The sequence below is a fragment of the Burkholderia sp. AU19243 genome (assembly GCF_018148075.1).
GTDB lineage: Bacteria > Pseudomonadota > Gammaproteobacteria > Burkholderiales > Burkholderiaceae > Burkholderia > Burkholderia latens_A.
The window spans coordinates 102,090-124,314 of sequence record NZ_JAGSTV010000003.1; the positions used below are offsets into that span (position 1 = coordinate 102,090).

General features: G+C 66.7%; 20 protein-coding genes. 4 read left to right on the plus strand and 16 right to left on the minus strand.

The features are described from left to right. The first annotated feature begins 110 nt into the window (after nt 1–110). Both KDW55_RS06685 and murU read left to right on the plus strand, forming a co-directional pair. Nucleotides 111–1,160 (plus strand): phosphotransferase, encoded by a 1,050-nt coding sequence (locus tag KDW55_RS06685; protein ID WP_212160865.1) that lies wholly within the window; start codon nt 111–113, stop codon nt 1,158–1,160. A 31-nt stretch (nt 1,161–1,191) separates the two neighbouring features. Continuing rightward, nucleotides 1,192–1,914: an N-acetylmuramate alpha-1-phosphate uridylyltransferase MurU gene (gene murU / locus KDW55_RS06690; RefSeq protein ID WP_040141891.1), complete on the plus strand. Its 723-nt coding sequence runs from the start codon at nt 1,192–1,194 to the stop codon at nt 1,912–1,914. 20 nt (nt 1,915–1,934) lie between these two features. On the opposite strand, the gene KDW55_RS06695 is transcribed toward murU, so the two are convergent. After that, on the minus strand, nt 1,935–3,806 hold the full coding sequence (locus tag KDW55_RS06695) for an ABC transporter ATP-binding protein/permease (RefSeq protein ID WP_212160863.1): 1,872 nt from the start codon (nt 3,804–3,806) through the stop codon (nt 1,935–1,937). A gap of 175 nt (nt 3,807–3,981) precedes the next feature. Here KDW55_RS06695 and KDW55_RS06700 point away from each other — a divergent pair, with 175 nt between their 5' ends. Then, complete coding sequence (locus tag KDW55_RS06700; RefSeq protein WP_040141895.1) at nt 3,982–4,377, plus strand: acyl-CoA thioesterase; 396 nt, start codon at nt 3,982–3,984, stop codon at nt 4,375–4,377. Nucleotides 4,378–4,421: 44 nt separating this feature from the next. Here the strand turns inward: KDW55_RS06700 and KDW55_RS06705 are convergent, their stop codons facing one another. Beyond that, nucleotides 4,422–4,904 carry a nitrate reductase associated protein gene (locus KDW55_RS06705; protein WP_040141897.1) on the minus strand — a complete coding sequence of 161 codons (483 nt, stop codon included), beginning with the start codon at nt 4,902–4,904 and terminating at the stop codon, nt 4,422–4,424. 110 nt (nt 4,905–5,014) lie between these two features. Here KDW55_RS06705 and fdhD point away from each other — a divergent pair, with 110 nt between their 5' ends. Continuing rightward, the gene (gene fdhD, locus KDW55_RS06710) at nt 5,015–5,845 is read left to right on the plus strand and encodes a formate dehydrogenase accessory sulfurtransferase FdhD (protein ID WP_212160862.1); all 831 of its coding nucleotides are present in this window, start codon (nt 5,015–5,017) and stop codon (nt 5,843–5,845) included. 53 nt (nt 5,846–5,898) lie between these two features. Here fdhD and KDW55_RS06715 read toward each other — a convergent pair whose 3' ends face one another. From KDW55_RS06715 to KDW55_RS06780, 14 genes are all read right to left on the minus strand, one after another. Continuing rightward, nucleotides 5,899–6,666, minus strand: a complete 768-nt coding sequence (locus tag KDW55_RS06715) for an enoyl-CoA hydratase (protein WP_040144794.1) — start codon at nt 6,664–6,666, stop codon at nt 5,899–5,901. A 90-nt stretch (nt 6,667–6,756) separates the two neighbouring features. Continuing rightward, nucleotides 6,757–7,956, minus strand: coding sequence for an acetyl-CoA C-acyltransferase (locus KDW55_RS06720; protein ID WP_212160861.1), 1,200 nt, complete (start codon nt 7,954–7,956; stop codon nt 6,757–6,759). A gap of 71 nt (nt 7,957–8,027) precedes the next feature. Further along, the gene (locus KDW55_RS06725) at nt 8,028–10,463 is read right to left on the minus strand and encodes a 3-hydroxyacyl-CoA dehydrogenase/enoyl-CoA hydratase family protein (RefSeq protein ID WP_212160859.1); all 2,436 of its coding nucleotides are present in this window, start codon (nt 10,461–10,463) and stop codon (nt 8,028–8,030) included. A gap of 112 nt (nt 10,464–10,575) precedes the next feature. Beyond that, complete coding sequence (locus KDW55_RS06730; RefSeq protein ID WP_212197907.1) at nt 10,576–12,363, minus strand: acyl-CoA dehydrogenase C-terminal domain-containing protein; 1,788 nt, start codon at nt 12,361–12,363, stop codon at nt 10,576–10,578. A 58-nt stretch (nt 12,364–12,421) separates the two neighbouring features. Next, the gene (locus KDW55_RS06735; protein ID WP_040141903.1) at nt 12,422–13,021 is read right to left on the minus strand and encodes a TetR/AcrR family transcriptional regulator; all 600 of its coding nucleotides are present in this window, start codon (nt 13,019–13,021) and stop codon (nt 12,422–12,424) included. 189 nt (nt 13,022–13,210) lie between these two features. After that, the gene (clsB, locus tag KDW55_RS06740) at nt 13,211–14,485 is read right to left on the minus strand and encodes a cardiolipin synthase ClsB (protein WP_040141905.1); all 1,275 of its coding nucleotides are present in this window, start codon (nt 14,483–14,485) and stop codon (nt 13,211–13,213) included. Then, nucleotides 14,482–14,976 (minus strand): dihydroneopterin triphosphate diphosphatase, encoded by a 495-nt coding sequence (nudB, locus tag KDW55_RS06745; RefSeq protein WP_040141906.1) that lies wholly within the window; start codon nt 14,974–14,976, stop codon nt 14,482–14,484. The genes clsB and nudB overlap by 4 nt, the downstream gene beginning before the upstream one ends. A 156-nt stretch (nt 14,977–15,132) precedes the next feature. Continuing rightward, on the minus strand, nt 15,133–16,935 hold the full coding sequence (gene aspS, locus KDW55_RS06750; protein WP_212160857.1) for an aspartate--tRNA ligase: 1,803 nt from the start codon (nt 16,933–16,935) through the stop codon (nt 15,133–15,135). A 67-nt stretch (nt 16,936–17,002) separates the two neighbouring features. After that, nucleotides 17,003–17,653, minus strand: coding sequence for a DUF502 domain-containing protein (locus KDW55_RS06755; RefSeq protein ID WP_040141909.1), 651 nt, complete (start codon nt 17,651–17,653; stop codon nt 17,003–17,005). A 61-nt stretch (nt 17,654–17,714) separates the two neighbouring features. Next, nucleotides 17,715–18,050 carry an FmdB family zinc ribbon protein gene (locus tag KDW55_RS06760; RefSeq protein ID WP_040141911.1) on the minus strand — a complete coding sequence of 112 codons (336 nt, stop codon included), beginning with the start codon at nt 18,048–18,050 and terminating at the stop codon, nt 17,715–17,717. 95 nt (nt 18,051–18,145) lie between these two features. Continuing rightward, entirely contained in the window at nt 18,146–18,772 is a 627-nt protein-coding gene (locus tag KDW55_RS06765) for an SAM-dependent methyltransferase (RefSeq protein ID WP_040141912.1), read from the minus strand. A gap of 17 nt (nt 18,773–18,789) precedes the next feature. Continuing rightward, nucleotides 18,790–20,367 carry a ubiquinone biosynthesis regulatory protein kinase UbiB gene (gene ubiB / locus KDW55_RS06770; protein ID WP_209821099.1) on the minus strand — a complete coding sequence of 526 codons (1,578 nt, stop codon included), beginning with the start codon at nt 20,365–20,367 and terminating at the stop codon, nt 18,790–18,792. A 12-nt stretch (nt 20,368–20,379) separates the two neighbouring features. Then, a complete protein-coding gene (locus KDW55_RS06775) occupies nt 20,380–21,006 on the minus strand; it encodes an SCP2 sterol-binding domain-containing protein (RefSeq protein ID WP_040141920.1) in 627 nt (208 codons plus the stop codon). A 160-nt stretch (nt 21,007–21,166) separates the two neighbouring features. After that, a complete protein-coding gene (locus KDW55_RS06780) occupies nt 21,167–22,198 on the minus strand; it encodes a TIM44-like domain-containing protein (RefSeq protein WP_212160856.1) in 1,032 nt (343 codons plus the stop codon). Nucleotides 22,199–22,225: the final 27 nt, after the last annotated feature.

A 22,225-nucleotide genomic window follows, 5' to 3' on the forward strand; every position in this document is an offset into this window, starting at 1 on the left:
GGCGGGCCGCGCGACAGGCCACAGGCCTGCACGGCGGAAGCTGACGCGGGGCGCGTCAAAAAAGTCGTGGGGTATTATATGGCAAGACGTTCCCCCCTCCGCCGAGTTTCATGACGCCCCCATCCGCCGCATCCCAGCCCGACGCCCGCCTCGAAGCGCTCACCGCGTGGCTGCGCCCGCTTGCCGAGCGCTACGCCCTCGACCTGTCGACCCTCGCGCCCGCATCGTCGGACGCCAGTTTCCGCCGCTATTTCCGTGTCGCATCGGCCACGAGCCCCGGCGGCTCGCTGATCGCGGTCGACGCGCCGCCGCCCGAGAAGTGCCGCGAATTCGTCCAGGTCGCGCAGCTGCTCGCGTCGGCTGGCGACCACGTGCCGGACGTGCTGGCCCACGATTTCGACGCAGGTTTCATGCTGGTGACCGACCTCGGCCGCAAGTCGTACATCTCGGTGCTCGATCCGGCCGATCCGGCCGCCGCCCGCCCGCTGATGCGCGACGCGCTCGACGCGCTGATCCGCTTCCAGCTGAGCTCGAAGCCCGACGTGCTGCCGCCGTTCGACGAGGCGTTCCTGCGCCGCGAAATGGAGCTGCTGCCCGAATGGTTCATCGGGCGGCACCTCGGCAAGACCGTCAGCGACGCGATGCGCGGCACGCTCGACCGCACGTTCGCGCTGCTGGTCGCCAACGCGCATGCGCAGCCTCAGGGCTTCATGTTGCGCGATTTCATGCCGCGCAACCTGATGGTGTGCGAGCCGAACCCGGGCGTGCTCGACTTCCAGGACGCCGTGTACGGGCCGCTGACGTACGACGTCGTGTCGCTGCTGCGCGACGCGTTCATCAGCTGGGACGAGGAGTTCGAGCTCGACTGCTTCGCGTACTACTGGGAAAAGGCGAAGAAGGCCGGCCTGCCGGTCGAGCCGGATTTCGGCGAGTTCTACCGCCAGCTCGAATGGATGGGGCTGCAGCGCCACATCAAGATCCTCGGCCTGTTCGCGCGCATCAATTACCGCGACGGCAAGCCGCATTACGTCGCGGACCTGCCGCGCTTCCTTGCATACGCGCGCAAGGTCGCACTGCGCTACCGCCCGCTCGTGCCGTTCGCAAAGCTGCTCGACGAGCTCGAGGGCAAAGGCGCCGCCGAAGTCGGCTATACATTCTGAACGCCCTCACCGCCTCCATTTTCAGCCGAACATGAGCACTACCCTGACCACGGCGATGATCTTCGCCGCCGGCCGCGGCGAACGGATGCGCCCGCTGACCGACACCCGCCCGAAGCCGCTGCTCGAAGCCGGCGGCAAGCCGCTGATCGTCTGGCAGATCGAGGCGCTGGCACGCGCGGGCGTCGACACGATCGTGATCAACCACGCGTGGCTCGGCGAGCAGCTCGAGGCGACCCTCGGCGACGGTTCGCGCTGGGGCGTGCGGCTCGCGTATTCGGCCGAAGGCGAAGCGCTGGAAACCGCGGGCGGCATCGCGAAGGCGCTGCCGCTGCTCGAACGCGACGGGCGGCCGACGGTGTTCGCCGCAGTGGCCGGCGACGTGTATTGCGGATTCGACTACCGGACGCTTGCCGCGCGCGCCGCGCAGATGGCCGCGCTCGACGCGCCCGCGATGCATCTCGTGATGGTGCCGAACCCGCCGTTCCACCCGGCCGGCGATTTCGTGCTGCGTGAAGATGGCCGGCTCGCGCTCACCGGTGCGCCGCGCGTCACGTTCGGCAGCATCGGCGTCTACGACACGCGAATGTTCCGCGACATCGAGCCCGGCACGCACCGCGCGCTGTCGCCGTACTTCAAGGCGACGATCGAAGCCGGCCGCGCGACCGGCGAATTGTATGAAGGCATCTGGGAGAACGTCGGCACGCCCGCGCAGCTCGGCGAGCTCGACGCGCGACTGCGTGCCGCGGCGGGCTGAGCGCCGCCCGCCGTCCGCGCTCACGCGGCCTCGGCCGCTTCCCCGCCCGCGGCTGCGCGCTGTTGCTGCAGCGCCCACATCTGCGCATACAGCCCGTCCGCGCGCACGAGTTCGTCGTGCGTGCCGCGCTCGACGATGCGCCCGTGATCCATCACGAGAATCTGCTGCGCATGCACGACCGTCGACAGCCGGTGCGCGATCACGAGCGTCGTGCGATGCCGCGCGATCTGGTCGAGCTCGTGCTGGATCGCGCGCTCCGAGCGCGAATCGAGTGCGGACGTCGCCTCGTCGAACAACAGCACCGGCGGATCCTTCAACAGCGTGCGCGCGATCGCGACGCGCTGCTTCTCGCCGCCCGACAGCTTCAGCCCGCGCTCGCCGACCGGCGTGTCATAGCCTTTCGGCAAGCTCTCGATGAATTCGTGGATGTGCGCGGCGCGCGCGGCCGCGATCACTTCGTCGCGGCTCGCGGTCGGCCGGCCATATGCGATGTTGTAGTAGATCGAATCGTTGAACAGCACGGTGTCCTGCGGCACGATCCCGATCGACGCGCGCAGCGAGTCCTGCGTGACGTCGCGAATGTCCTGGCCGTCGATGCGAATCGCGCCGCCCGTTTGCCGGTCGAGATCGTAGAAGCGGAACAGCAGCCGCGACAGCGTCGACTTGCCGGAACCGCTGTGGCCGACCACCGCGGTCGTCGTGCCTGCGTCGATCGTGAACGTCACGTCGTGCAGGATCTGCCGCGACGCCTCGTACGAAAAGTTCACGTGCTCGAAGCGCACCTGCGCGCCGGACACCGCGAGCGGACGTGCGTCGGGCAAGTCCGCGACTTCCTTCGCGGCCGACAGCAGCCCGAACATCCGGTCCATGTCGGTCAGGCTCTGCTTCAGTTCGCGATACACGACGCCGAGGAAATTCAGCGGGATGTACAGCTGCAGCATGAACGTGTTGATCAGCACCAGATCGCCGAGCGTCAGCTTGCCGGCCAGCACGCCCTGCGTCGCCCGCCACAGGATGAACACGAGCCCGGTGCCGATGATCGCCTGCTGGCCGAAGTTCAGCACCGACAGCGAGTTCTGCGAGCGGATCGCGGCCTTGCGGTAGCGCTTCAGATTCTCGTCGTAGCGCTGCGCTTCCCACTCCTCGTTGCCGAAGTACTTCACCGTCTCGTAGTTGATCAGCGAATCGATCGCCCGCGAGTTGGCCCGCGAATCGAGTTCGTTCATCGTGCGGCGAAAGTGCGTGCGCCAGTTCGTGACCTTCACCGTGAACACGATGTACGTGACGAGCGCCGCGAACGTGACATACGCGTAGTGGGCGTCGTACTTGACGACGAAGAAGCCGAGCACGAGCCCGACTTCGACGAGCGTCGGCAGGATGCTGTACAGCGAATAGGAGATCAGTTGCTGGATGCCGCGCGTGCCGCGCTCGATATCGCGCGACATCCCGCCTGTCTGCCGCTCGAGATGGAATCGCAACGACAGCCCGTGCAGATGCCGGAACACCTGCAGCGCAAGCTGGCGCACCGCGCTCTCGGTGACCTTTGAAAACAGGATCTCGCGCAACTCGGTGAACAGTGACGTCGACAGCCGCACGAGCGCATATGCGACGACCAGCAGCCCGACGCCGCCCGCGAGCACGATCCCCGCCGACTGCTCGGCGCGGCCGAGCGCGGTGAGCTGCTGCACGGCGGACAGGTGATCGACGATGCGCTTCATCACGACCGGCACGCCCAGGTTCGCGACCTTCGCGCCGATCAGGCAGCCGAGCGCAAGTGCGACGCGCCACTTGTAGGTAACGAGGTACGGCAGCAGCGACCGGATGGTCTGCCAGTCGTTGCGAGGCCCGGTCGGAGCCGGCGCGGGCTCGCCGGAAGCGGAGTATCGGCGCATGGGGGAATGGATCGGCGGCGATGCGAAACGCGTGCTGCGGCGCTCGACTCGCGTGCTTTCTCGTACAATTTGCGAACGTTGTATTGTCGCAGAAGCCGCTACGCGCCGCTGCCGGCGGCCTCGCCGGCCAGGCTGCGCGCGGCGGCGCATTTATTACAGGATGAAAGCCCCCGCCATGACCGATTCGACCCTCGAACTCCCGCAGAAGCAGCCCGCGCTGCGCGTCGTCCCGCAACCGCACGACGCGAACGTCCACGGCGACGTGTTCGGCGGCTGGATCATGTCGCAGGTCGACATCGCCGGCTCGATTCCCGCGAGCCAGCGCGCAAACGGCCGCGTCGCAACGGTGGCGGTCAATTCGTTCGTGTTCAAGCAGCCGGTGTTCGTCGGCGACCTGCTGAGCTTCTACGCGACCATCACGCGCACCGGCAACACGTCGGTGACGGTCGACGTCGAGGTCTACGCGCAGCGCATGCGGCTGATGGGCGAAATCGTGAAGGTTACCGAAGCGACGCTCACCTACGTCGCGACCGGCCCCGACCGCAAGCCCCGTCAGCTGCCGCCGCTGTAAGCGCGCACCGGCGCCTCAGCGCCCGCGACACTGCCCGGAACCGATCAGTGCGTGGCCGTCAGCCCGAACTCGCGCATCGCCGGCACGAAGTCGTGATTGAGCGTCGGCTTGCGCGACAGCTTCATCAGCACGTAGCGCTGGAACGGTGCAAGCCGCTGCCACTGCGCGAGCGTCGGCGCCGGCAGCCCGGCCAGCGCGCTCTGCTGCACGAGCGCGTCCGGCACCGTATCGGTCGCGCGCCAGCCCGGCTGCTCGTCCGGCTGAAACCACGACGGCTCCAGGTCGGCATGCGTACGCAGCATTTCGAACAGCGCATGGTCGAAGTTGGGCTCGATCGCGGTGTCGTCGTCGGCCGGAAACCGCGCGAGCAGCTTGCGGTCCTCGAGCGGCAGCAACTGCCACTGCTCGAGGGAAATCCGCAGCCCGAAGCGGTCGAGATTGAAGCGCACGATCATCGGGATGTACGTCAGGTTTTCCGACGAATCGTGTTCGAAATTGAATAGCAGCGGAGCGTCGCTGAGTCCCATGATCGTTACCTGAATGGCGATGCCGGCGCGGCCGGCCTGCCTGGGGTATTTTAGAACCTCTGCGCGCGAGCGGCGCATGCGATCGCCGCCGCCGCCTCGAATCAACGGGAGTGCTCGTGAATCCGACCGAAACAGAAGAGCCGCGCGGCGCGATCGAGCTGTCCGTGCGCCGCGCGCGCGGCGGCGCCGTCGAAACCGCGCACGACTACGTCGGCCAGGAGTGGCCGGTCGCGCTCGTCTTCAACGGCATCTCGCATGCGGTGATGATGTGCACGCCGCGCGATCTCGAAGCGTTCGCAGTCGGCTTCGCGATCTCGGAAGGGATCGTCGAGCGCGGCAGCGACATCAAGGACATCGACGTGATCCTGCACGCCGACGCGCCGCTGCCGCACGCCGAGGTGCATCTCGAAGTCGTCCAGCAGGCGTTCGCCGCGCTGAAGGACCGGCGCCGCGCGCTCGCCGGGCGCACCGGCTGCGGCGTGTGCGGGATCGAAAGCATCGACCTGCTCGATCTTGCGCCCGAACGCGTGCCCGACACCGGCTTCCTCGCGCGCCTCGCGCCCGACGCGCTCGCGCGTGCGGCTCATGCGCTGCCGGCGCACCAGGCGCTCACGCAACTCACCGGCGGCCTGCACGCGGCCGCGTGGTGCGATGCAACAGGCGCGATCCGGATGGCATTCGAGGACGTCGGCCGCCACAACGCACTCGACAAGCTGATCGGCTCGCTGGTGCTGTCGCGCGGCGACACCACCGACGGGTTCGTGTTTCTGTCGAGCCGCGCGAGCTACGAACTGGTGCGCAAGTCGGCGCGAGTCGGCATCCCGATGGTCGCGACCATTTCCGCGCCGTCGTCGCTCGCGATCGCGATCGCGAGGACGGCCGGCCTGCGGCTCGTGAGCTTTTGCCGCGAAACCGGCCACGTGGATTACGGCACGGCCTGATGCGGCCGGTGCGGCCCGCGCCCGCGCATGACCGCCGGCGCAGGCCGACGTTGTCAGTCGAACTGGCGGAAATCCGGTTTGCGCTTCTCGAAGAAGGCGGTCATCGCCTCGCGCGCCTCGGGGGCGCGCAGCATCGCGGAGAAGTGCGCGGCTTCCTCGTTCATCCGCGCGGCGACCGCCACGCCGCCCGTCTCCTTCAGCAGCGCCTTGGTCACACGCAGCGACGACGCCGGCAGTGCCGCGAGCTTCGCCGCCTGCTTCGCCGCGAACGCGTCGAGCTCGGCCGCCGGCAGCACGCGATTGACGATGCCGATCCGGTGTGCTTCGAGCGCGTCGAACGCTTCGCCGAGCAGCAGTTTTTCGGCGGCGATCTGATGGCCGGCCAGACGCGGCAGCAACACGCTCGATGCGGCCTCCGGGCACAGGCCGAGCTGCGCGAACGGCAGCGAGAACGTCGCGGTGTCGGCAGCGTAGACGAGGTCGCAATGCAGCAGCATCGTCACGCCGACGCCAACCGCGACGCCCGGCACCGCCGCGACGATCGGCTTGCTCGCGGTGCTGATTCGCGCGAGGAACTGGAACACCGATGCGTTCTCGTCCGTCGGCGGCGCCTTCAGGAAATCCTCGAGATCATTACCCGCGCTGAAATTGCCGTCGCTGCCGCGCAGCAGGATTACGCGAACCGATTTGTCTTCCTGCGCGTCGGCGAGCGCGTCGGCCATCGTTTGGTACATCGCCGCCGTCAGCGCATTCTTCTTCGCCGGGCGCGCGATCGTGATCGTCATCACGCCTTCGGCGCGTTCCACTTGAATGTCGGACACCACCGTCTCCTTGTCTTGCCCCTACCGAAATGAAAAACGGTGCGCGAGCTCGTGGCCCGCGCACCGTCGTCGCTCTTCGTTGCGTCCCGCTTACAGGCGTTCGATGATGCCCGCCGCACCCATGCCGGTGCCGACGCACATCGTGACCATCCCGTACTTCAGGTTGCGGCGCCGCAGCCCGTGCACGACGGTCGCCGCGCGGATTGCGCCGGTCGCGCCGAGCGGGTGGCCGAGTGCGATCGCGCCTCCCAACGGGTTGACCTTCGACGGATCGAGGCCAAGGTCGCGCATCACCGCCAGCGACTGTGCGGCGAATGCCTCGTTCAGTTCGATCCAGTCAAGGTCGTCCTGCTTCAGGCCCGCGGCTTTCAACGCGGCCGGAATCGCTTCCTTCGGACCGATGCCCATGATTTCCGGCGGCACGCCGCGCACCGCGAAGCTCACGAAGCGCGCGAGCGGCGTCAGGTTGAACTCCTTGAGCACCTTCTCCGATACGACGAGCAGCGCGCCCGCGCCGTCCGACGTCTGGGAGCTGTTGCCGGCCGTGACCGAGCCCTTGTTCGCGAACACCGTGCGCAGCTTCGCGAGGCCTTCGAGCGACGTATCCGCGCGCGGGCCTTCGTCGAGCTTGATCTCGCGCGTCTTCACGTCGATCTCGCCGGTCGCGAGGTTCGGGAAGCGCTCGGTGATCGTGTACGCGGCGATTTCGTCGCCGAATTCGCCGGCCTGCTGTGCGGCGAGCGCCTTGCGGTGCGATTCGACCGAGAACGCGTCCTGGTCTTCGCGGCTCACCTCCCACTGCTCGGCGACGCGCTCGGCCGTCAGACCCATCCCGTACGCGATGCCGAAGTCTTCACTGCGATCGAAGATGTGCGGCGACATCGACGGCTTGTTGCCCATCATCGGCACCATGCTCATCGATTCGCACCCGCCGGCGAGCAGCGCGTCCGATTCGCCGACGCGGATGCGGTCCGCCGCCATCGCGAGCGCGGTGATGCCCGACGCGCAGAAGCGGTTGACCGTCACGCCGCCGACCGTCTGCGGCAGGCCCGCGAGCAGCGCACCCATCCGCGCGACGTTCAGCCCCTGCTCGGCTTCGGGAATCGCGCAGCCGATGATCGCGTCCTCGATCACCTTCGTGTCGAGACCGGGCACCTGCGCGACCGCCGACTTGATCGCGTGAACCAGCAGCTCGTCCGGCCGCGTGTTCTTGAAGACACCGCGCGGAGCCTTGCCGATCGGGGTGCGGCTGGCGGCGACGATGTATGCGTCTTGCAATTGTTTGCTCATTTGAGACTCCTTGGCCTGTCGACCAGTGCTTGCGCGTCGGCGCTCACCCTGGTCCCATGCTGTGCACTCGCTCAGTTACGCACCGGCTTGCCGGTCTGCAACATGCCCATGATCCGTTCCTGCGTCTTCTGCGTGCCGAGCAGCTCGACGAATGCGCGGCGCTCGAGCGCGAGCAGCCATTCTTCGTCGACGAGGCTGCCCGCTTCGACGTCGCCGCCGCACACGGCTTCGGCAATGCGGCTCGCGATCAGGAAGTCGTGGTCGCTGATGAAGCGGCCGTCACGCATGTTGACGAGCGATGCCTTGATCGTCGCGATTGCGGAGCGCCCGGCGACCGGCACGTCCTTCGCGCGCAGCGGTGCGCGGTAGCCGGTGTCGGCCAGTGCACGCGCTTCCTTCTTCGCGGTGTCCAGCAGTTCGAACACGTTGAAGACGATCGTGTCCGACGGCTTCACGTAGCCCATCGCACGCGCATCGTGCGCGGACGACGACACCTTCGCCATCGCTGCGTTCTCGAACGACTTCGTGACGAACTTCAGGATGTCGGTGGTCGCGTTCGCGGCCGTGGCGGCTTCCGCCGCGCGCAGCGCCGCTTCCTTCAGGCCGCCGCCCGCCGGCACGAGGCCGACGCCCACTTCGACCAGACCGATGTAACTCTCGACGTGCACGACGCGCTTCGCGCTGTGCAGCATCAGCTCGCACCCGCCGCCGAGCGCGATGCCCGACACGGCCGCCACGACCGGCACGTTCGCGTACTTCACGCGCAGCATGCCTTCCTGGAACTTCTTCACGAACGGCTCGATGCCCTTCGCGCCGCCCATCATGAACGCGGGCATCGCTTCCTCGAGGTTCGCGCCGGCCGAGAACGGGCCGCCCGGCGTGCCGAGCTTAAGCGACGTCGGCTGCCAGATCACGACGCCCTTGTAGTCCTTCTCCGCGAGTTCGATCGCCTGCACGAGGCCGTCGATCACGCTCGGTCCGATCGTGTTCATCTTCGACTTGAACGATACGATCACGACGTCGTCCTCACCGGCACGGTCGTCGACCCATGCGCGCACCGCGTCGGTCTCGAACAGCGTCTTGCCGTACGTCTTCGGGTCGGCGCCCGCTTCGCCGATGAGCGGCGCGCGAAACACCTGCTTGCGGTACACGGCGAGATCGGAACGCGGCACGAAGCGCTTCGACGCCGGCGCCCACGAGCCTTCGGCCGTGTGCACGCCGCCCTTCTCCGCGACCGGGCCTTCGAGCACCCACGACGGCAGCGGCACGTTCGCGAGCGCCTTGCCTGCCGCGATGTCTTCCTGCACCCATTCTGCAACCTGCTTCCAGCCGGCGGCCTGCCAGCCTTCGAACGGGCCTTCGTTCCAGCCGAAGCCCCAGCGGATCGCGAGGTCGACGTCGCGCGCGTTGTCGGCGATCGACTCGAGATGCACGCCGATGTAGTGGAACACGTCGCGGAAGATCGACCACAGGAACTGCGCGTGCGGATGGTTGGTCTCGCGCAGCAGCTTCAGGCGTTCCGCCGGCGGACGCTTCAGGATGCGGCCGACGGTTTCGTCCGCCTTCGCGCCCGAGTCGACGTAGGCGCCCGTCTTCGCGTCGAGCACCTTGATCGCCTTGCCTTCCTTCTTGTAGAAGCCGCCGCCCGTCTTCTGGCCGAGCGCGCCCTGCTTCACCAGCTCGGAGAGCACGGCAGGCGTCTGATAGACCGGGAAGAACGGATCGTCGGCGAGGTTGTCCTGCATCGTCTTGATCACGTGCGCCATCGTGTCGAGGCCGACCACGTCCGCGGTGCGGAACGTCGCCGACTTCGCGCGGCCGAGGCGGCTGCCCGTCAGATCGTCGACTTCGTCGAAGCGCAGGCCGAACTTCGCGGCCTCGGTGATCACCGCGAGAATCGAGAAAATGCCGACGCGGTTCGCGATGAAGTTCGGCGTGTCCTTAGCACGCACGACGCCCTTGCCGACGACGCTCGTCAGGAAGGTTTCGAGCTGGTCGAGGATTTCCGGACGCGTATGCGCGGTCGGGATCAGCTCGACGAGGTGCATGTAGCGCGGCGGGTTGAAGAAGTGCACGCCGCAGAAGCGTGCCTTCAGCTCGTCCGAGAAACCTTCGGACAGCTTCGTGATCGACAGCCCCGACGTGTTGGTTGCGAAGATCGCATTCGGTGCGATGTGCGGCGCGACCTTCTTGTACAGATCGTGCTTCCAGTCCATGCGCTCGGCGATCGCTTCGATCACGACGTCGCATTCGGCGAGCTTCGCGATGTCGTCTTCGTAGTTCGCGGCTTCGAGGTATTTCGCGTCGTCTTTCACGCCGAACGGCGCGGGCGACAACTTCTTCAGGTTCTCGATCGCCTTCAGCGCGATCGCGTTTTTCGGGCCTTCCTTGGCCGGCAGGTCGAACAGCAGCACCGGCACGCGCGCGTTGACGAGGTGCGCGGCGATCTGCGCGCCCATCACGCCGGCGCCCAGCACGGCGACCTTGCGAATCAGGAAATTGCTCACGGGATGTCTCCGGATAATGTCGTGCAGCGCGGGTCGGGAAGGCTGCACGGCGAAGTGAGTACCAGGAACCGTTGCGTTCGGGCGGCGCGCGATGCGCACCGCCCGGCTTGCATCAGAACAGCGATTCGTCGACTTCCATCAGCGTCTTTGAACCGGCGCGCGCGGCGCGGATCGTCGCGGCCGTTTCGGGCAGCAGGCGCGCAAAGTAGAAGCGTGCCGTCGCGAGCTTCGACTTGTAGAACGGATCGCCCGACGCTTCCTTGTCGAGCGCGATGCGCGCCATGCGCGCCCAGAAGTACGAGAACACCAGGTGACCGACGGTGCGCAGGTACGGCACGGCGGCGGCGCCGACTTCGTCCGGGTTCTGCATCGCCTTCATGCCGATTTCCATCGTCAGCTTCTGCACCTTTTCACCGATGTCGGCGAGCGGGTTGATGAACTCGGCCATCTCCGGCTTCACGCCTTCGGCTTCCGCGAATTCGGTGACGAGCTTCCCGAACTTCTTCAGCTTCGCACCCATGTCGCCGAGCACCTTGCGGCCGAGCAGGTCCAGCGACTGGATCGAGTTCGTGCCTTCGTAGATCATGTTGATCCGCGCGTCGCGCACGTATTGCTCCATCCCCCATTCGGAGATGAAGCCGTGGCCGCCGAAGATCTGCATCGCGTGGTTGGTCGACTCGAACGCGTTGTCGGTCAGAAACGCCTTGATGATTGGCGTGAGGAGCGCGACGAGGTCGGCCGCTTCCTTGCGCACGGCTTCGTCGGCGTGCGAAAGCTCCTTGTCGATCTGCAGCGCGGACCAGTACGTGAAGGCGCGCGCACCTTCCGCATAGGCCTTCTGCGTGAGCAGCATGCGGCGCACGTCCGGATGCACGATGATCGGGTCGGCCGGCTTGTCCGGTGCCTTCGGGCCGGTCAGCGAACGCATCTGCAGACGCTCCTTCGCGTACGCGAGCGAGTTCTGGTACGCAACTTCCGTGAGGCCCAGGCCCTGCATGCCGACGCCCAGACGCGCGGCGTTCATCATCACGAACATCGCGTTCAAGCCCTTGTTCGGCTCGCCCACCATCCAGCCCTTCGCGTTGTCGAGGTTCATCACGCACGTCGAGTTGCCGTGGATGCCCATCTTGTGTTCGATCGAGCCGCACTTGATGCCGTTGCGCTCGCCCGGTTCGCCCGATGCGTCCGGAATGAACTTCGGCACGATGAACAGCGAGATCCCCTTCGTGCCTTGCGGTGCGTCCGGCAGGCGCGCGAGCACGAGATGGATGATGTTCTTCGACATGTCGTGCTCGCCGCTCGAGATGAAGATCTTCGTGCCGCTGATCGAGTACGAGCCGTCGCCGTTCGATTCGGCCTTGGTGCGCAGGATGCCGAGGTCGGTGCCGCAATGCGGTTCGGTCAGGCACATCGTGCCCGTCCATTCGCCGGACACGAGCTTCGGCAGGTATTGCTGCTGGAGTTCCGGCGCGCCGTGCGCGTGCAGGCATTCGTACGCACCGTGCGACAGGCCCGGATACATCGTCCATGCCTGGTTCGCCGAGTTCAGCATTTCGTAGAGCGCGTTGTTCACGAACGCGGGCAGGCCCTGGCCGCCGTAGTCCGGATCGCAGCCAAGCGCCGGCCAGCCGGCCTCGACGTACTGCTGGTACGCTTCCTTGAAGCCGGTCGGCGTCTTCACGACGCCGTCGCCTTCATACGTGCAGCCTTCGCGGTCGCCGACCTGGTTCAGCGGAAACAGCACCTCGGAGCAGAACTTGCCCGCTTCCTCCAGGACCTGGTTGATCGTGTCGGCGTCGAGGTCCGCATGCTTGGGCATTTGCTTGACTTCGGCTTCGACGTTCAGAAGCTCGTGCAACACGAATTGCATGTCGCGCAGCGGCGCGGCGTACTGTCCCATGACTCTCTCCAAAGGTGGGCAAAACGGCTCGAGCTCCTGGCGGGCGGATCACGCGCCGCTAACGGCTCTCGCTCTGATACGAAACGATCGTCTTTTCCAGCGCGGCCCACGTGAGGCGCACGGCATCCGGCGAATGCAGGAAGCGGGCGTCGTGATGCAGGCCGAGCGTGAAGCTGTACAACTCGAAGAGCATCAGGTCCGGATCGGTATCCGCACGCAGATGGCCTTCTTCCTTCGCCTGCGAAATGGCGCGCAGCAACGCGGCACGCCAGGCGGTCACGCTCGCGATCAACTGCTCGCGCACGGGGCTGTCAGGCCGGTCGTCATACTCGACGGCGCCGCTGATGTAGATGCAGCCAGTCGTCACCTCCTGGATGCGCTTCTCGATCCAGCGCGCCAGCATCGCCCGCAGGCGCGGCAGACCGCGCGGCTCGCGCAGGCTCGGAAAGAACACCTCGTTCTCGAAACGATGGTGATATTCGCGGACGACCTCGACCTGCAGATCCTCACGCGATCCGAAGTGCGCGAACACACCGCTCTTGCTCATCTGCATGCGCTCGGCCAGCAGGCCGATCGTCAGCCCCTCCAGCCCGTCACGGCTGGCGAGGTCCAAAGCAGCTTCGAGTATCGCGGCACGCGTCTGTTCGCCTTTTCGCATAGCTTTTTCTGTAACCGTTCGGGGGTTCGAATAAAATCGAACGGCCGTACTATTATTGAGTGTGGCCGCTCGCGAAACAAGGAAATTATTAGAAACCGGTGTCTAACCGAGCCGCTATTTTGCGCGATTCCGGCCGGGCCGGAGCGGCTTTTCCGCACGAACGTGCGGACGGATTTTTGAAGGGAACGCTTAGTCGTAACCGCCGACCGTCAGTGCCTTCATCACGATGCGGTACGTGTTGTACGCGAGCCAGTTCAGCATACGCTCGATGCGTGGCCGTGCGGCGTAGCGCGCGGGGTCGATTTCGCGCCCTTCGGTGAACGCCGCCGCGATCGCATCGCGCAACTCGGTCGTCACCGCGTCGTAGCGCACCAGCACCACGTTCGCTTCGTTGTTGAGCATCAGGCTCAGCGCGTCGAGGTTCGACGAACCGACCGTCGCCCAGTTGTCGTCGATCACCGCGACCTTGCCGTGCAGGATCGTCTTGTCGTACTCGGCGACGCGCACACCGGCGCGCAGCAGCGCGTGATACAGGAACGGCACCGCCGTATCGAGCGCCGTGAACTCCTTGCGGCCGATCAGGATCCGCACGTCGACGCCGCGGCGCGCGGCGCCGGTCAGCGCCCGACGCAGCTTGCGCCCGGGCATGAAATACGGGTTCGCGAGCAGGATCTGCTGGCGAGCCTGGCCGATCGCGGCGAGATACGCCTTCTCGATTGCGCGGCGGTTCACGACGTTGTCGCGCGCGACGAACGCGACGCTCGGCTCGGTCACGACCCGCAGCGCGCCAGCCTTGATCCAGCGGTGGCTGCGCATCCAGCGCCGGAACATGTCCGGGAACGCCTCGCCGCCATGCAGCCCGGCCGCATACTGCGCATACGGCTTGTGGCCGAACTGGATCCGGTGCCACTGCAGTTCGAATGCGGCGCGCACGTCCGCCACCGCGGGCCCGGCCATCTCGACCGCGAAATCCCAGCGCGCAAACGGCAGCGTCGCGCTGCCCTGCGTGTAGTCGTCGACGATGTTGATGCCGCCGCAGAACGCGGCAGCATGATCGATCACGGCGAGCTTGCGATGCGTGCGGGAGAAGCCGAAGCGGCCGAACAGGTAGCGGTTGTAGATGCAATGTTCGACGCCGGCCTCGGCCCACGTATCGAACAGCGGCAGTCGCGCGGTACCGACGCCGTCGGTGATCACGCGCACGCGCACGCCGCGCTGCGCCGCGCGAATCAATGCATCCGACACCGGCCGCCCGGCCGCGTCGTCACAGAAGATGTAGGTTTCGAGCATCACCTGCTCGCGGGCTGCGTCGATCCGCTCGATCAGCGCCTGGAAGAATTCGGCGCCGGTCTCGCAGAGCCGCACCGTGTTGCCGGTCGTGAAGGCGAGCCGCGACGCGGAGCCGCGCTCCTGCAGGAACATCTGCCGCAATTGCGCGAAGCGCTTGCGGGCTTCCGCATTCATGCGGACGAGCCCTGCGGCGCCCGCGCGAGCGACACGCGCACGGGCAGTTGCAGGATCGCCTCGGCATTCGACGGCGAGAAACAGCGCGCGGCCGCCTCGCGGTACGGCAGCCATGCATAGTCGACATGCTCGCGCGGCGACAGCGTGACGTCGACGCGGTGCGGCACGCACAGGCCGAACCAGTGCTCGACGTTGCGCGTGACGCCCGGCGCGTAGCGATGCAGGTACTGCGGATAGATCGTGTATTCGATCCGATGATGCCAGTCGATCAGCGCGGTGGCCGGCACGTCGCGCGTGCCGACCGCGATGCCGGTTTCCTCGACCACTTCGCGCGCAGCCGTCAGCGCGAGCGGTTCGTCAAGCGAGTCCTTCGATCCGGTCACCGACTGCCAGAAATCGGGCTGATCGGCACGCTTGATCACCAGCACGTCGAGGTCGGGCGTGTAGATCACGACGAGAACGGATTCGGGAATTTTCGGCGGCTTCGTCATCTCTGTTTCATGCGGCACAGGGCCGTTCGCCGGGCCTGCGCCCGAACGTGCGGCAAGTGCTGCGACTGTACCGCAAAAAAACGAAAAAGGCGCACGAAGCGCCTTTTTCGTCGGGCGTCGTGCACGCGCCGCCGCGCGCACGATCCAGAACAAGCGTTACGCCTGCGGCTGCTCCGGCTGACGCAGACGGATGTGCAGTTCGCGAAGCTGACGCTCGTCGACCGGACTCGGTGCCTGCGTCAGCAGATCCTGCGCGCGCTGCGTCTTCGGGAACGCGATCACGTCGCGGATCGAGTCGGCACCGGCCATCATCGTGACGATGCGGTCGAGACCGAACGCGATACCGCCGTGCGGCGGCGCGCCGTACTGCAGCGCGTCCAGCAGGAAGCCGAACTTCGCCTGCGCCTCTTCCGCGCCGATCTTCAGCGCGCGGAACACCTTGCTCTGCACTTCCTCGCGGTGGATACGCACCGAGCCGCCGCCGATTTCCCAGCCGTTCAGCACCATGTCGTACGCCTTCGCGAGGCAGCGGCCCGGGTCGGTCTCGAGGTATTCGAGGTGCTCGTCCTTCGGGCTCGTGAACGGGTGGTGCGCCGCGACGTAGCGCGCGTCTTCGTCGTCGTATTCGAACATCGGGAAGTCGACGACCCACAGCGGCTTCCAGCCGGCCTCGACGAGGCCGTTCGCCTTGCCGAATTCCGAATGGCCGATCTTCAGGCGCAGCGCGCCGAGGCTGTCGTTCACCACCTTCGCGCGGTCGGCCGCGAAGAAGATGATGTCGCCGTCTTCAGCGCCGGTGCGCTCGAGGATCGCGGCAATCGATGCGTCGTGCAGGTTCTTGACGATCGGGCTTTGCAGGCCGTCGCGGCCCTTCGCCTTCTCGTTGACCTTGATCCATGCGAGACCCTTCGCGCCGTAGATGCGTACGAATTCCGTGTAGCCGTCGATGTCGCCGCGCGACAGCTCGGCGCCCTTCGGCACGCGCAGTGCCGCGACCCGGCCGTCCTTCGCGTTGGCCGGCGTGCTGAACACCTTGAAGTCGACGTCCTTCATCGCGTCGGTCAGCTCGGTGAATTCGAGCTTCACGCGCAGGTCCGGCTTGTCGGAGCCGAAACGCGCCATCGCTTCCGAGTACGGCATCACCGGGAATTTCGCGTCGAGTTCGACGTCGATCGTCGTCTTGAAGATGTGACGGATCATGTCCTCGAACAGGTCGCGGATTTCCTGCTCGCCGAGGAACGACGTTTCGCAGTCGATCTGCGTGAATTCGGGCTGACGGTCCGCGCGGAGATCCTCGTCGCGGAAGCACTTGGTGATCTGGTAGTAACGGTCGAAGTTCGCGACCATCAGCAGCTGCTTGAACAGCTGCGGCGACTGCGGCAGCGCGAAGAACTGGCCTGCGTTCACACGCGACGGCACGAGGTAGTCGCGCGCGCCTTCCGGCGTGCTCTTCGTCAGCATCGGCGTTTCGATGTCGATGAAGCCCTGCTCGTCGAGGTACTTGCGCGCTTCGATCGCGACGCGGTAGCGCAGACGCAGGTTGTGCTGCATCTGCGGCCGGCGCAGGTCGAGCACGCGATGCGTGAGGCGCGTCGTTTCCGACAGGTTGTCGTCGTCGAGCTGGAACGGCGGCGTGACCGACGCATTCAGCACGTTCAGTTCGTGACACAGCACTTCGATCTTGCCGCTCTTGAGGCCGGCATTGACCGTGCCTTCCGGACGATTGCGCACGAGACCCTTGACCTGCACGCAGAACTCGTTGCGCACGCCTTCGGCGGTCGCGAACATTTCCGCACGGTCCGGGTCGCACACCACCTGCACGAGGCCTTCACGATCGCGCAGGTCGATGAAGATCACACCGCCGTGATCGCGGCGGCGCTGCACCCAGCCGCACAGCGACACGGTTTGGCCCAGCAGGTGTTCGGTCACGAGACCGCAGTATTCAGTACGCATCGACATGATGTTTGCTTTCGTTCGGTTTGATCAACGGGCGCCGCAACGCGCGGCCCGGGCGATGATTCTTTACTTACAGCGGCGGCTCGACGGGGCGGCGGGCGGGCGCCGGAACAGGCGCCGGAGGCGCCACGACGCCCATCGAGACGATGTACTTCAGCGCGGCATCGACCGACATGTCGAGTTCGATGACTTCGCTCTTCGGCAGCATCAGGAAGAAGCCGGACGTCGGGTTCGGCGTCGTGGGCACGTACACGCTCACGAACTCTTCCGTCAGATGGTTGACCACGTCGCCGCCGGGCGCGCCGGTCAGAAACGCGATCGTATACGAGCCGCGACGCGGGTATTCGATCAGCAGCGCCTTGCGGAACGCGTTGCCGCTGCTCGACAGCAGCGTGTCCGATACCTGCTTGACGCTCGTGTAGATCGGCCCGACGACCGGGATGTGACGCACGACGGCGTTCCACCACGTGACGAGCTTCTGGCCGATGAAGTTCTGCGTGGCCAGCCCGACGACGAAGATGAACGCGAGCGTCAGCACCGCACCAATCCCCGGCAGGTGGAAGCCGAGCATCCGCTCCGGCTGCCACGACTCGGGCAGCAGCAGCAGCGTCTGATCCATCGTGCCGATGATGAGGCCAAGCACCCACAGCGTGATCGCAAGCGGGACGAGAACCAGCAAGCCGGTCAAGAACACCGTTTTCAGGGTCGTCTTTTTCATCATCTGCCGTCAATGAACCGCGCCCGCAGACGCGGTGTGAGCGCGGCCCGACGGGCCGCGACTGTCAACTGCCGGCGGCGGGCGCTGCAGCCGGGGCCGGCGCGGCGCTCGTCGTCGTGCTTTCGGAACTCGCGGCAGCTGGCGCGGCTGCCGCCGGCGTCGCGGCAGGCGCTGCCGCACCCGCGTCGCCGGTCGCCGGCGCGCTGGTGCCGCCCGAGCCGCCGCGGAAATCGGTGACATACCAGCCGGAACCCTTCAGCTGGAAACCGGCAGCGGTGACCTGCTTGCGAAACGCATCCTTCCCGCATTCGGGGCATTGCGACAGCGGCGCGTCGCTCATCTTCTGGAGCACGTCCTTCGCGAAACCGCACGCTTCGCATCGATAGGCGTAGATCGGCATGATATTTTTCCCGCAGAAACTGGAAACGGCTTGCAAAACCTTGAATTATAGCCGAAACCCCGGCGCGCTCCGGCAACGACCGCGGCGCGGGGGCTTCAGCGACGGCGCCAAGTCAGCCAACGCTCGTGCCCGCCGAACACGGCCAGCGAATCGGTCACCGGCTGGTCCTCGATCAGCTCGAAGTGCTGCGCGAGCAGCGCCTCGAGTTCGCCGCGCTCGATCCCGAACGGCGGCCCTTTAGGTTTCGTCGTCACGAAGAAATAGCCGGCGAGCAGCGCACCGGCGGGCAGCAGCTCGGCCATTCGTGCCGCATACGCGCTGCGCAGGCTCGGCGGCAGCGCGCAGAGGAACGCGCGCTCATACACCCACTGCACGTCGAACGGCGGCCGATACGTGAAAAAATCGGCCTGTTCGACGACGTCGGCATGCGCGCCGAGCTGCGCCTTCGCGATGGCCACCGCCTGCGCGGCGAAATCGATCGCTCGCACCGGCCAGCCGGCCTGCGCGAGCCAGCCGGCCTCCTGCGCACTGCCGCAACCGGGAATCAGCACCGCACACGGGTCGCGCCGCCGCGCGAACGCGCGGAATCCTTCCGGCACGCCGCCGAATTCCCACGGCGTCACGCCGCGCGCGAAACGCTCGTCCCAGAACGACGCGTTGCCGGGGTCGCGCGTCGCGAAATCGGCTGCGCTCGGCGGGCAAGGTTGCGTCGGTTCCGGCATCGCACAGCTCCTTTCGGTCAACCGCCGTACGCGAGCGCGAGCAGCACGCGCGCGACGAGCGCCCCGACGCCAACGGCAAGGCCGAAGATCAGCAGCGCCTGCAGCAGCCGGTTCGTGCGCTTCTGCTCGATGAGGATCTGACGCATCAGCTCCTCGCTTGCCGCGCGCGGCGCGTCGTGGCGCGCCGCCATCGCGTGGTGGATCAGGCGCGGGAGCTGCGGCAGCGTCTTGCTCCACTGCGGCGCCTCGACCTTGAAGCGTTCGTACCAGCCGCGCAAGCCAATCTGCTCGGTCATCCAGCGCTCGAGATACGGCTTCGCGGTCTTCCACAGATCGAGTTCGGGGTCGAGCGAACGGCCGAGCCCCTCGACGTTCAGCATCGTCTTCTGCAGCAGCACGAGCTGCGGCTGAATCTCGACGTTGAAGCGGCGCGACGTCGAGAACAGGCGCATCAGCACCTGGCCGAGCGAGATGTCCTTCAGCGCGCGGTCGAAGTACGGCTCGCACACCGCGCGGATCGCGCTTTCCAGTTCTTCGACGCGCGTCTCGGGCGGCACCCAGCCGGATTCGAGGTGCAGCGTCGCAACACGGTGGTAATCGCGCTTGAAGAACGCGAGGAAGTTCTGTGCAAGGTAGTTCTTGTCGAAATCGGACAACGCACCGACGATCCCGAAATCGAGCGCGATGTAGCGGCCGAACGTATTCGGATCAAGGCTCACCTGAATGTTGCCCGGGTGCATGTCCGCATGGAAAAACCCGTCGCGGAACACCTGCGTGAAGAAGATCTCGACGCCTTCGCGCGCGAGCTTCTTGATGTCGACGCCAGCCGAGCGCAGCGTCTCGACCTGGCTGATCGGCACGCCAGTCATCCGCTCCATCACGAGCACCTGCGACGTCGAGAAGTCCCAGAACATCTCCGGCACGAGCAGCAGGTCGAGGCCCGCGAAGTTGCGGCGCAGCTGGCTGCCGTTCGCGGCCTCGCGCATCAGGTCGAGTTCGTCGTGCAGATACTTGTCGAATTCGGCGACGACTTCACGCGGCTTCAGGCGTCGGCCGTCGGCCCACATGCGCTCCGTCCACGTCGCGATGTCGCGCATCAGCGCGAGGTCGGAATCGATGACCGGCAGCATGTTCGGGCGCAGCACCTTGACCGCGACCGCCTTGCCCGCATGCACGCCCTGCTTCAGCTTCGCGAAGTGCACCTGCGCGATCGACGCGCTCGCGACCGGCTCGCGCTCGAACTCGTCGAACAGCTCGTCGACCGGCGCGCCGAGCGACTTCTCGATGATTGCGATCGCGACCGCCGAATCGAACGGCGGCACCTGATCCTGCAGCTTCGCGAGTTCGTTCGCGAAATCGACCGACAGCAGGTCGCGGCGCGTGGACAGTACCTGCCCGAACTTCACGAAGATCGGCCCGAGGCTTTCGAGCGCGTGGCGCAGCCGCACCGCCGGCGGCGACGAATAGCGGCGGCCGATCGTCGTGATTCGCAGCAGCAGCTTCACGCGTCGGTCGTCGATCCGGGACAGCATCACTTCGTCGAGGCCGAAGCGGATGACGGTGTAGACAATCTTGATGAAACGGAGAATGCGCATGCCCTGCGGCCCTCAGTGCGCGCCGCGCGGGCCGAAACCCGTGCGCGCGCCGATTTTTTGTTCGAGTCGCTCGACCCGCTTTTCCACCCGCGCGAGCGCATCGCGCGCGCGCGCGAGTTCGGCATCGAAGCCGCCGAGCGCCGTGCGCCGGACGACTTGCGGGTTCTCGTCGAGCCAGTACTCGGCGACGGAGTCGAGCACGTTGCGGCCGGTGCGGCGCGCACGCGCGCCGGCGTCGCGCACGACCGTCGCGATCCGGTGCGCGGCCGCGTCGCCGACCAGCTTCGCGAGATCTTCCTCAGGTTCCCAGCGCAGATGCTCGGCCAGCTTCGCGATCTGCGTCGCGAACTCCGCGTCGCCTTCGATCTTCACGTGCTTCATCACGGCCGCCTGGCCGCCCTGCAGGAATGCCGCGACCGTGTCGCCCGCGAGCGCGATCGACACGTCGACCTGTCGCGCATCGTGTGCGTCGACCGCGGACAGATAGCCGTCGGGCTGCACGAGCAGTATCAGCGTGACGGGCGGCACGTCGAGCCGGGCGGTCTTGCCCGCGTAGGGGATCAGGCGGTCGCGCGCCCACGATTCGCGTGCGAGCAGGTGATTGACGGCGGCAGCAAAAGGCTTGGCGGCAAAGGTCATCGGGCTGGGAAAGAAAAAACCCGCGCAGGCCGGGCGCCCACGCGGGTTTCTATTGTAACGTCGGATCGTCGGCGGGCCGCGGCCAACCGCGCACCCGGGCGGCAAGCGGTCGCAGTGCGGCGCCCGGCGCGGGCGGCGGGCGAGCCGCCCGCCGTCACGCTCAGTGCGTGTTGATCTGCTGGATACCCGCGAGCAACCAGCCCTGACTGCCCGACTTCGACAGGTTCCACACCTCGTCGAACGGCGCAGCCGACGCGTTCGCCGATTCGCGGATCAAACCGTGGAAGCGCACGCTTGCCGACTGCTCGATCCCGCGATCCTCGATCGCGACCAGTTCCGCGTCGAGCTGCACGACGTCGGTCTGGTTCGCGTCGTTGCCGCGCGAGTCGAGGTCGATCTTGATCTCGGCGAACATTTCCGGCGTCGTGAACTCGCGGATGTCGGCGAGGTTGCCCTGATCCCACGCCGCCTGCAGGCGGACGAAGTACACCTTCGCGCTACGCAGGAACGCATCGGTGTCGAACCCGGCCGGCACCTGAAGCGGTGCGGCGGCCATCGCGCCGGCCGCGCCCGCGGCTGCCGCGCCGCCGCCGAACACGCTCTGCGCCTCGTTCGCATAGCTGCTGCCGCTGCCGGCATGGTTGCCGACGGCGCCCTGCTGGAACGACGGGCTTTGCGAGTAGCCGCCCGACGACGATGCCGCGCCGCCAACCGAGTACGCCGGCTCGTGCGGACGGCGACGGTTCATGAACTTGCGAACCAGCCAGATGCCGATCATCGCGAGCAGCGCGATCACGATCACGTTCGCCATCATGCTCGCGAATGCGCCGCCCAGGCCAAAGTGCGACAGCAGCGCCGCGATGCCAAGACCGGCCGCGAGACCGGCGATCGGCCCGAGCCAGCGCGAGCGGTTCGGCTGCGCGGCGGGCGCCGGCGCGGCCGGATTCGCGCGCTGCGCCTGGGACGGCGCGGCTTGCTGCATCGGCTGCTGCGCCGGCGGCGTGGCCTGGCGCTGCGTGACGGTCGAGTTCTGGCGGCCGATGCTGCGTCCGCCGCCCATGCGCTTCGCTTCGGCGTCGAGCGATGCGAACGTGCCGGCCGTGAGCAGGCCGACCATCAGCAGCGTGCCGACCCGTCGAGCCCACGGCTTCGACGGCTTGCTACGGTTGAACAACGAACGCGATTCGGACATCAGCTTCTCCACATGTAAGGCGAATGT

What these genes read in the sequence shown, in the direction of transcription:
- KDW55_RS06685 (WP_212160865.1), top strand. Translation starts at nt 111, where the DNA reads ATGACGCCCCCATCCGCCGCATCCCAGCCCGACGCCCGCCTCGAAGCG.
- murU (WP_040141891.1), top strand. Translation starts at nt 1,192, where the DNA reads ATGAGCACTACCCTGACCACGGCGATGATCTTCGCCGCCGGCCGCGGC.
- KDW55_RS06695 (WP_212160863.1), bottom strand. Translation starts at nt 3,806, where the DNA reads ATGCGCCGATACTCCGCTTCCGGCGAGCCCGCGCCGGCTCCGACCGGG.
- KDW55_RS06700 (WP_040141895.1), top strand. Translation starts at nt 3,982, where the DNA reads ATGACCGATTCGACCCTCGAACTCCCGCAGAAGCAGCCCGCGCTGCGC.
- KDW55_RS06705 (WP_040141897.1), bottom strand. Translation starts at nt 4,904, where the DNA reads ATGGGACTCAGCGACGCTCCGCTGCTATTCAATTTCGAACACGATTCG.
- KDW55_RS06720 (WP_212160861.1), bottom strand. Translation starts at nt 7,956, where the DNA reads ATGAGCAAACAATTGCAAGACGCATACATCGTCGCCGCCAGCCGCACC.
- KDW55_RS06730 (WP_212197907.1), bottom strand. Translation starts at nt 12,363, where the DNA reads ATGGGACAGTACGCCGCGCCGCTGCGCGACATGCAATTCGTGTTGCAC.
- KDW55_RS06735 (WP_040141903.1), bottom strand. Translation starts at nt 13,021, where the DNA reads ATGCGAAAAGGCGAACAGACGCGTGCCGCGATACTCGAAGCTGCTTTG.
- clsB (WP_040141905.1), bottom strand. Translation starts at nt 14,485, where the DNA reads ATGAATGCGGAAGCCCGCAAGCGCTTCGCGCAATTGCGGCAGATGTTC.
- nudB (WP_040141906.1), bottom strand. Translation starts at nt 14,976, where the DNA reads ATGACGAAGCCGCCGAAAATTCCCGAATCCGTTCTCGTCGTGATCTAC.
- aspS (WP_212160857.1), bottom strand. Translation starts at nt 16,935, where the DNA reads ATGTCGATGCGTACTGAATACTGCGGTCTCGTGACCGAACACCTGCTG.
- KDW55_RS06755 (WP_040141909.1), bottom strand. Translation starts at nt 17,653, where the DNA reads ATGATGAAAAAGACGACCCTGAAAACGGTGTTCTTGACCGGCTTGCTG.
- KDW55_RS06760 (WP_040141911.1), bottom strand. Translation starts at nt 18,050, where the DNA reads ATGCCGATCTACGCCTATCGATGCGAAGCGTGCGGTTTCGCGAAGGAC.
- KDW55_RS06765 (WP_040141912.1), bottom strand. Translation starts at nt 18,772, where the DNA reads ATGCCGGAACCGACGCAACCTTGCCCGCCGAGCGCAGCCGATTTCGCG.
- ubiB (WP_209821099.1), bottom strand. Translation starts at nt 20,367, where the DNA reads ATGCGCATTCTCCGTTTCATCAAGATTGTCTACACCGTCATCCGCTTC.
- KDW55_RS06775 (WP_040141920.1), bottom strand. Translation starts at nt 21,006, where the DNA reads ATGACCTTTGCCGCCAAGCCTTTTGCTGCCGCCGTCAATCACCTGCTC.
- KDW55_RS06780 (WP_212160856.1), bottom strand. Translation starts at nt 22,198, where the DNA reads ATGTCCGAATCGCGTTCGTTGTTCAACCGTAGCAAGCCGTCGAAGCCG.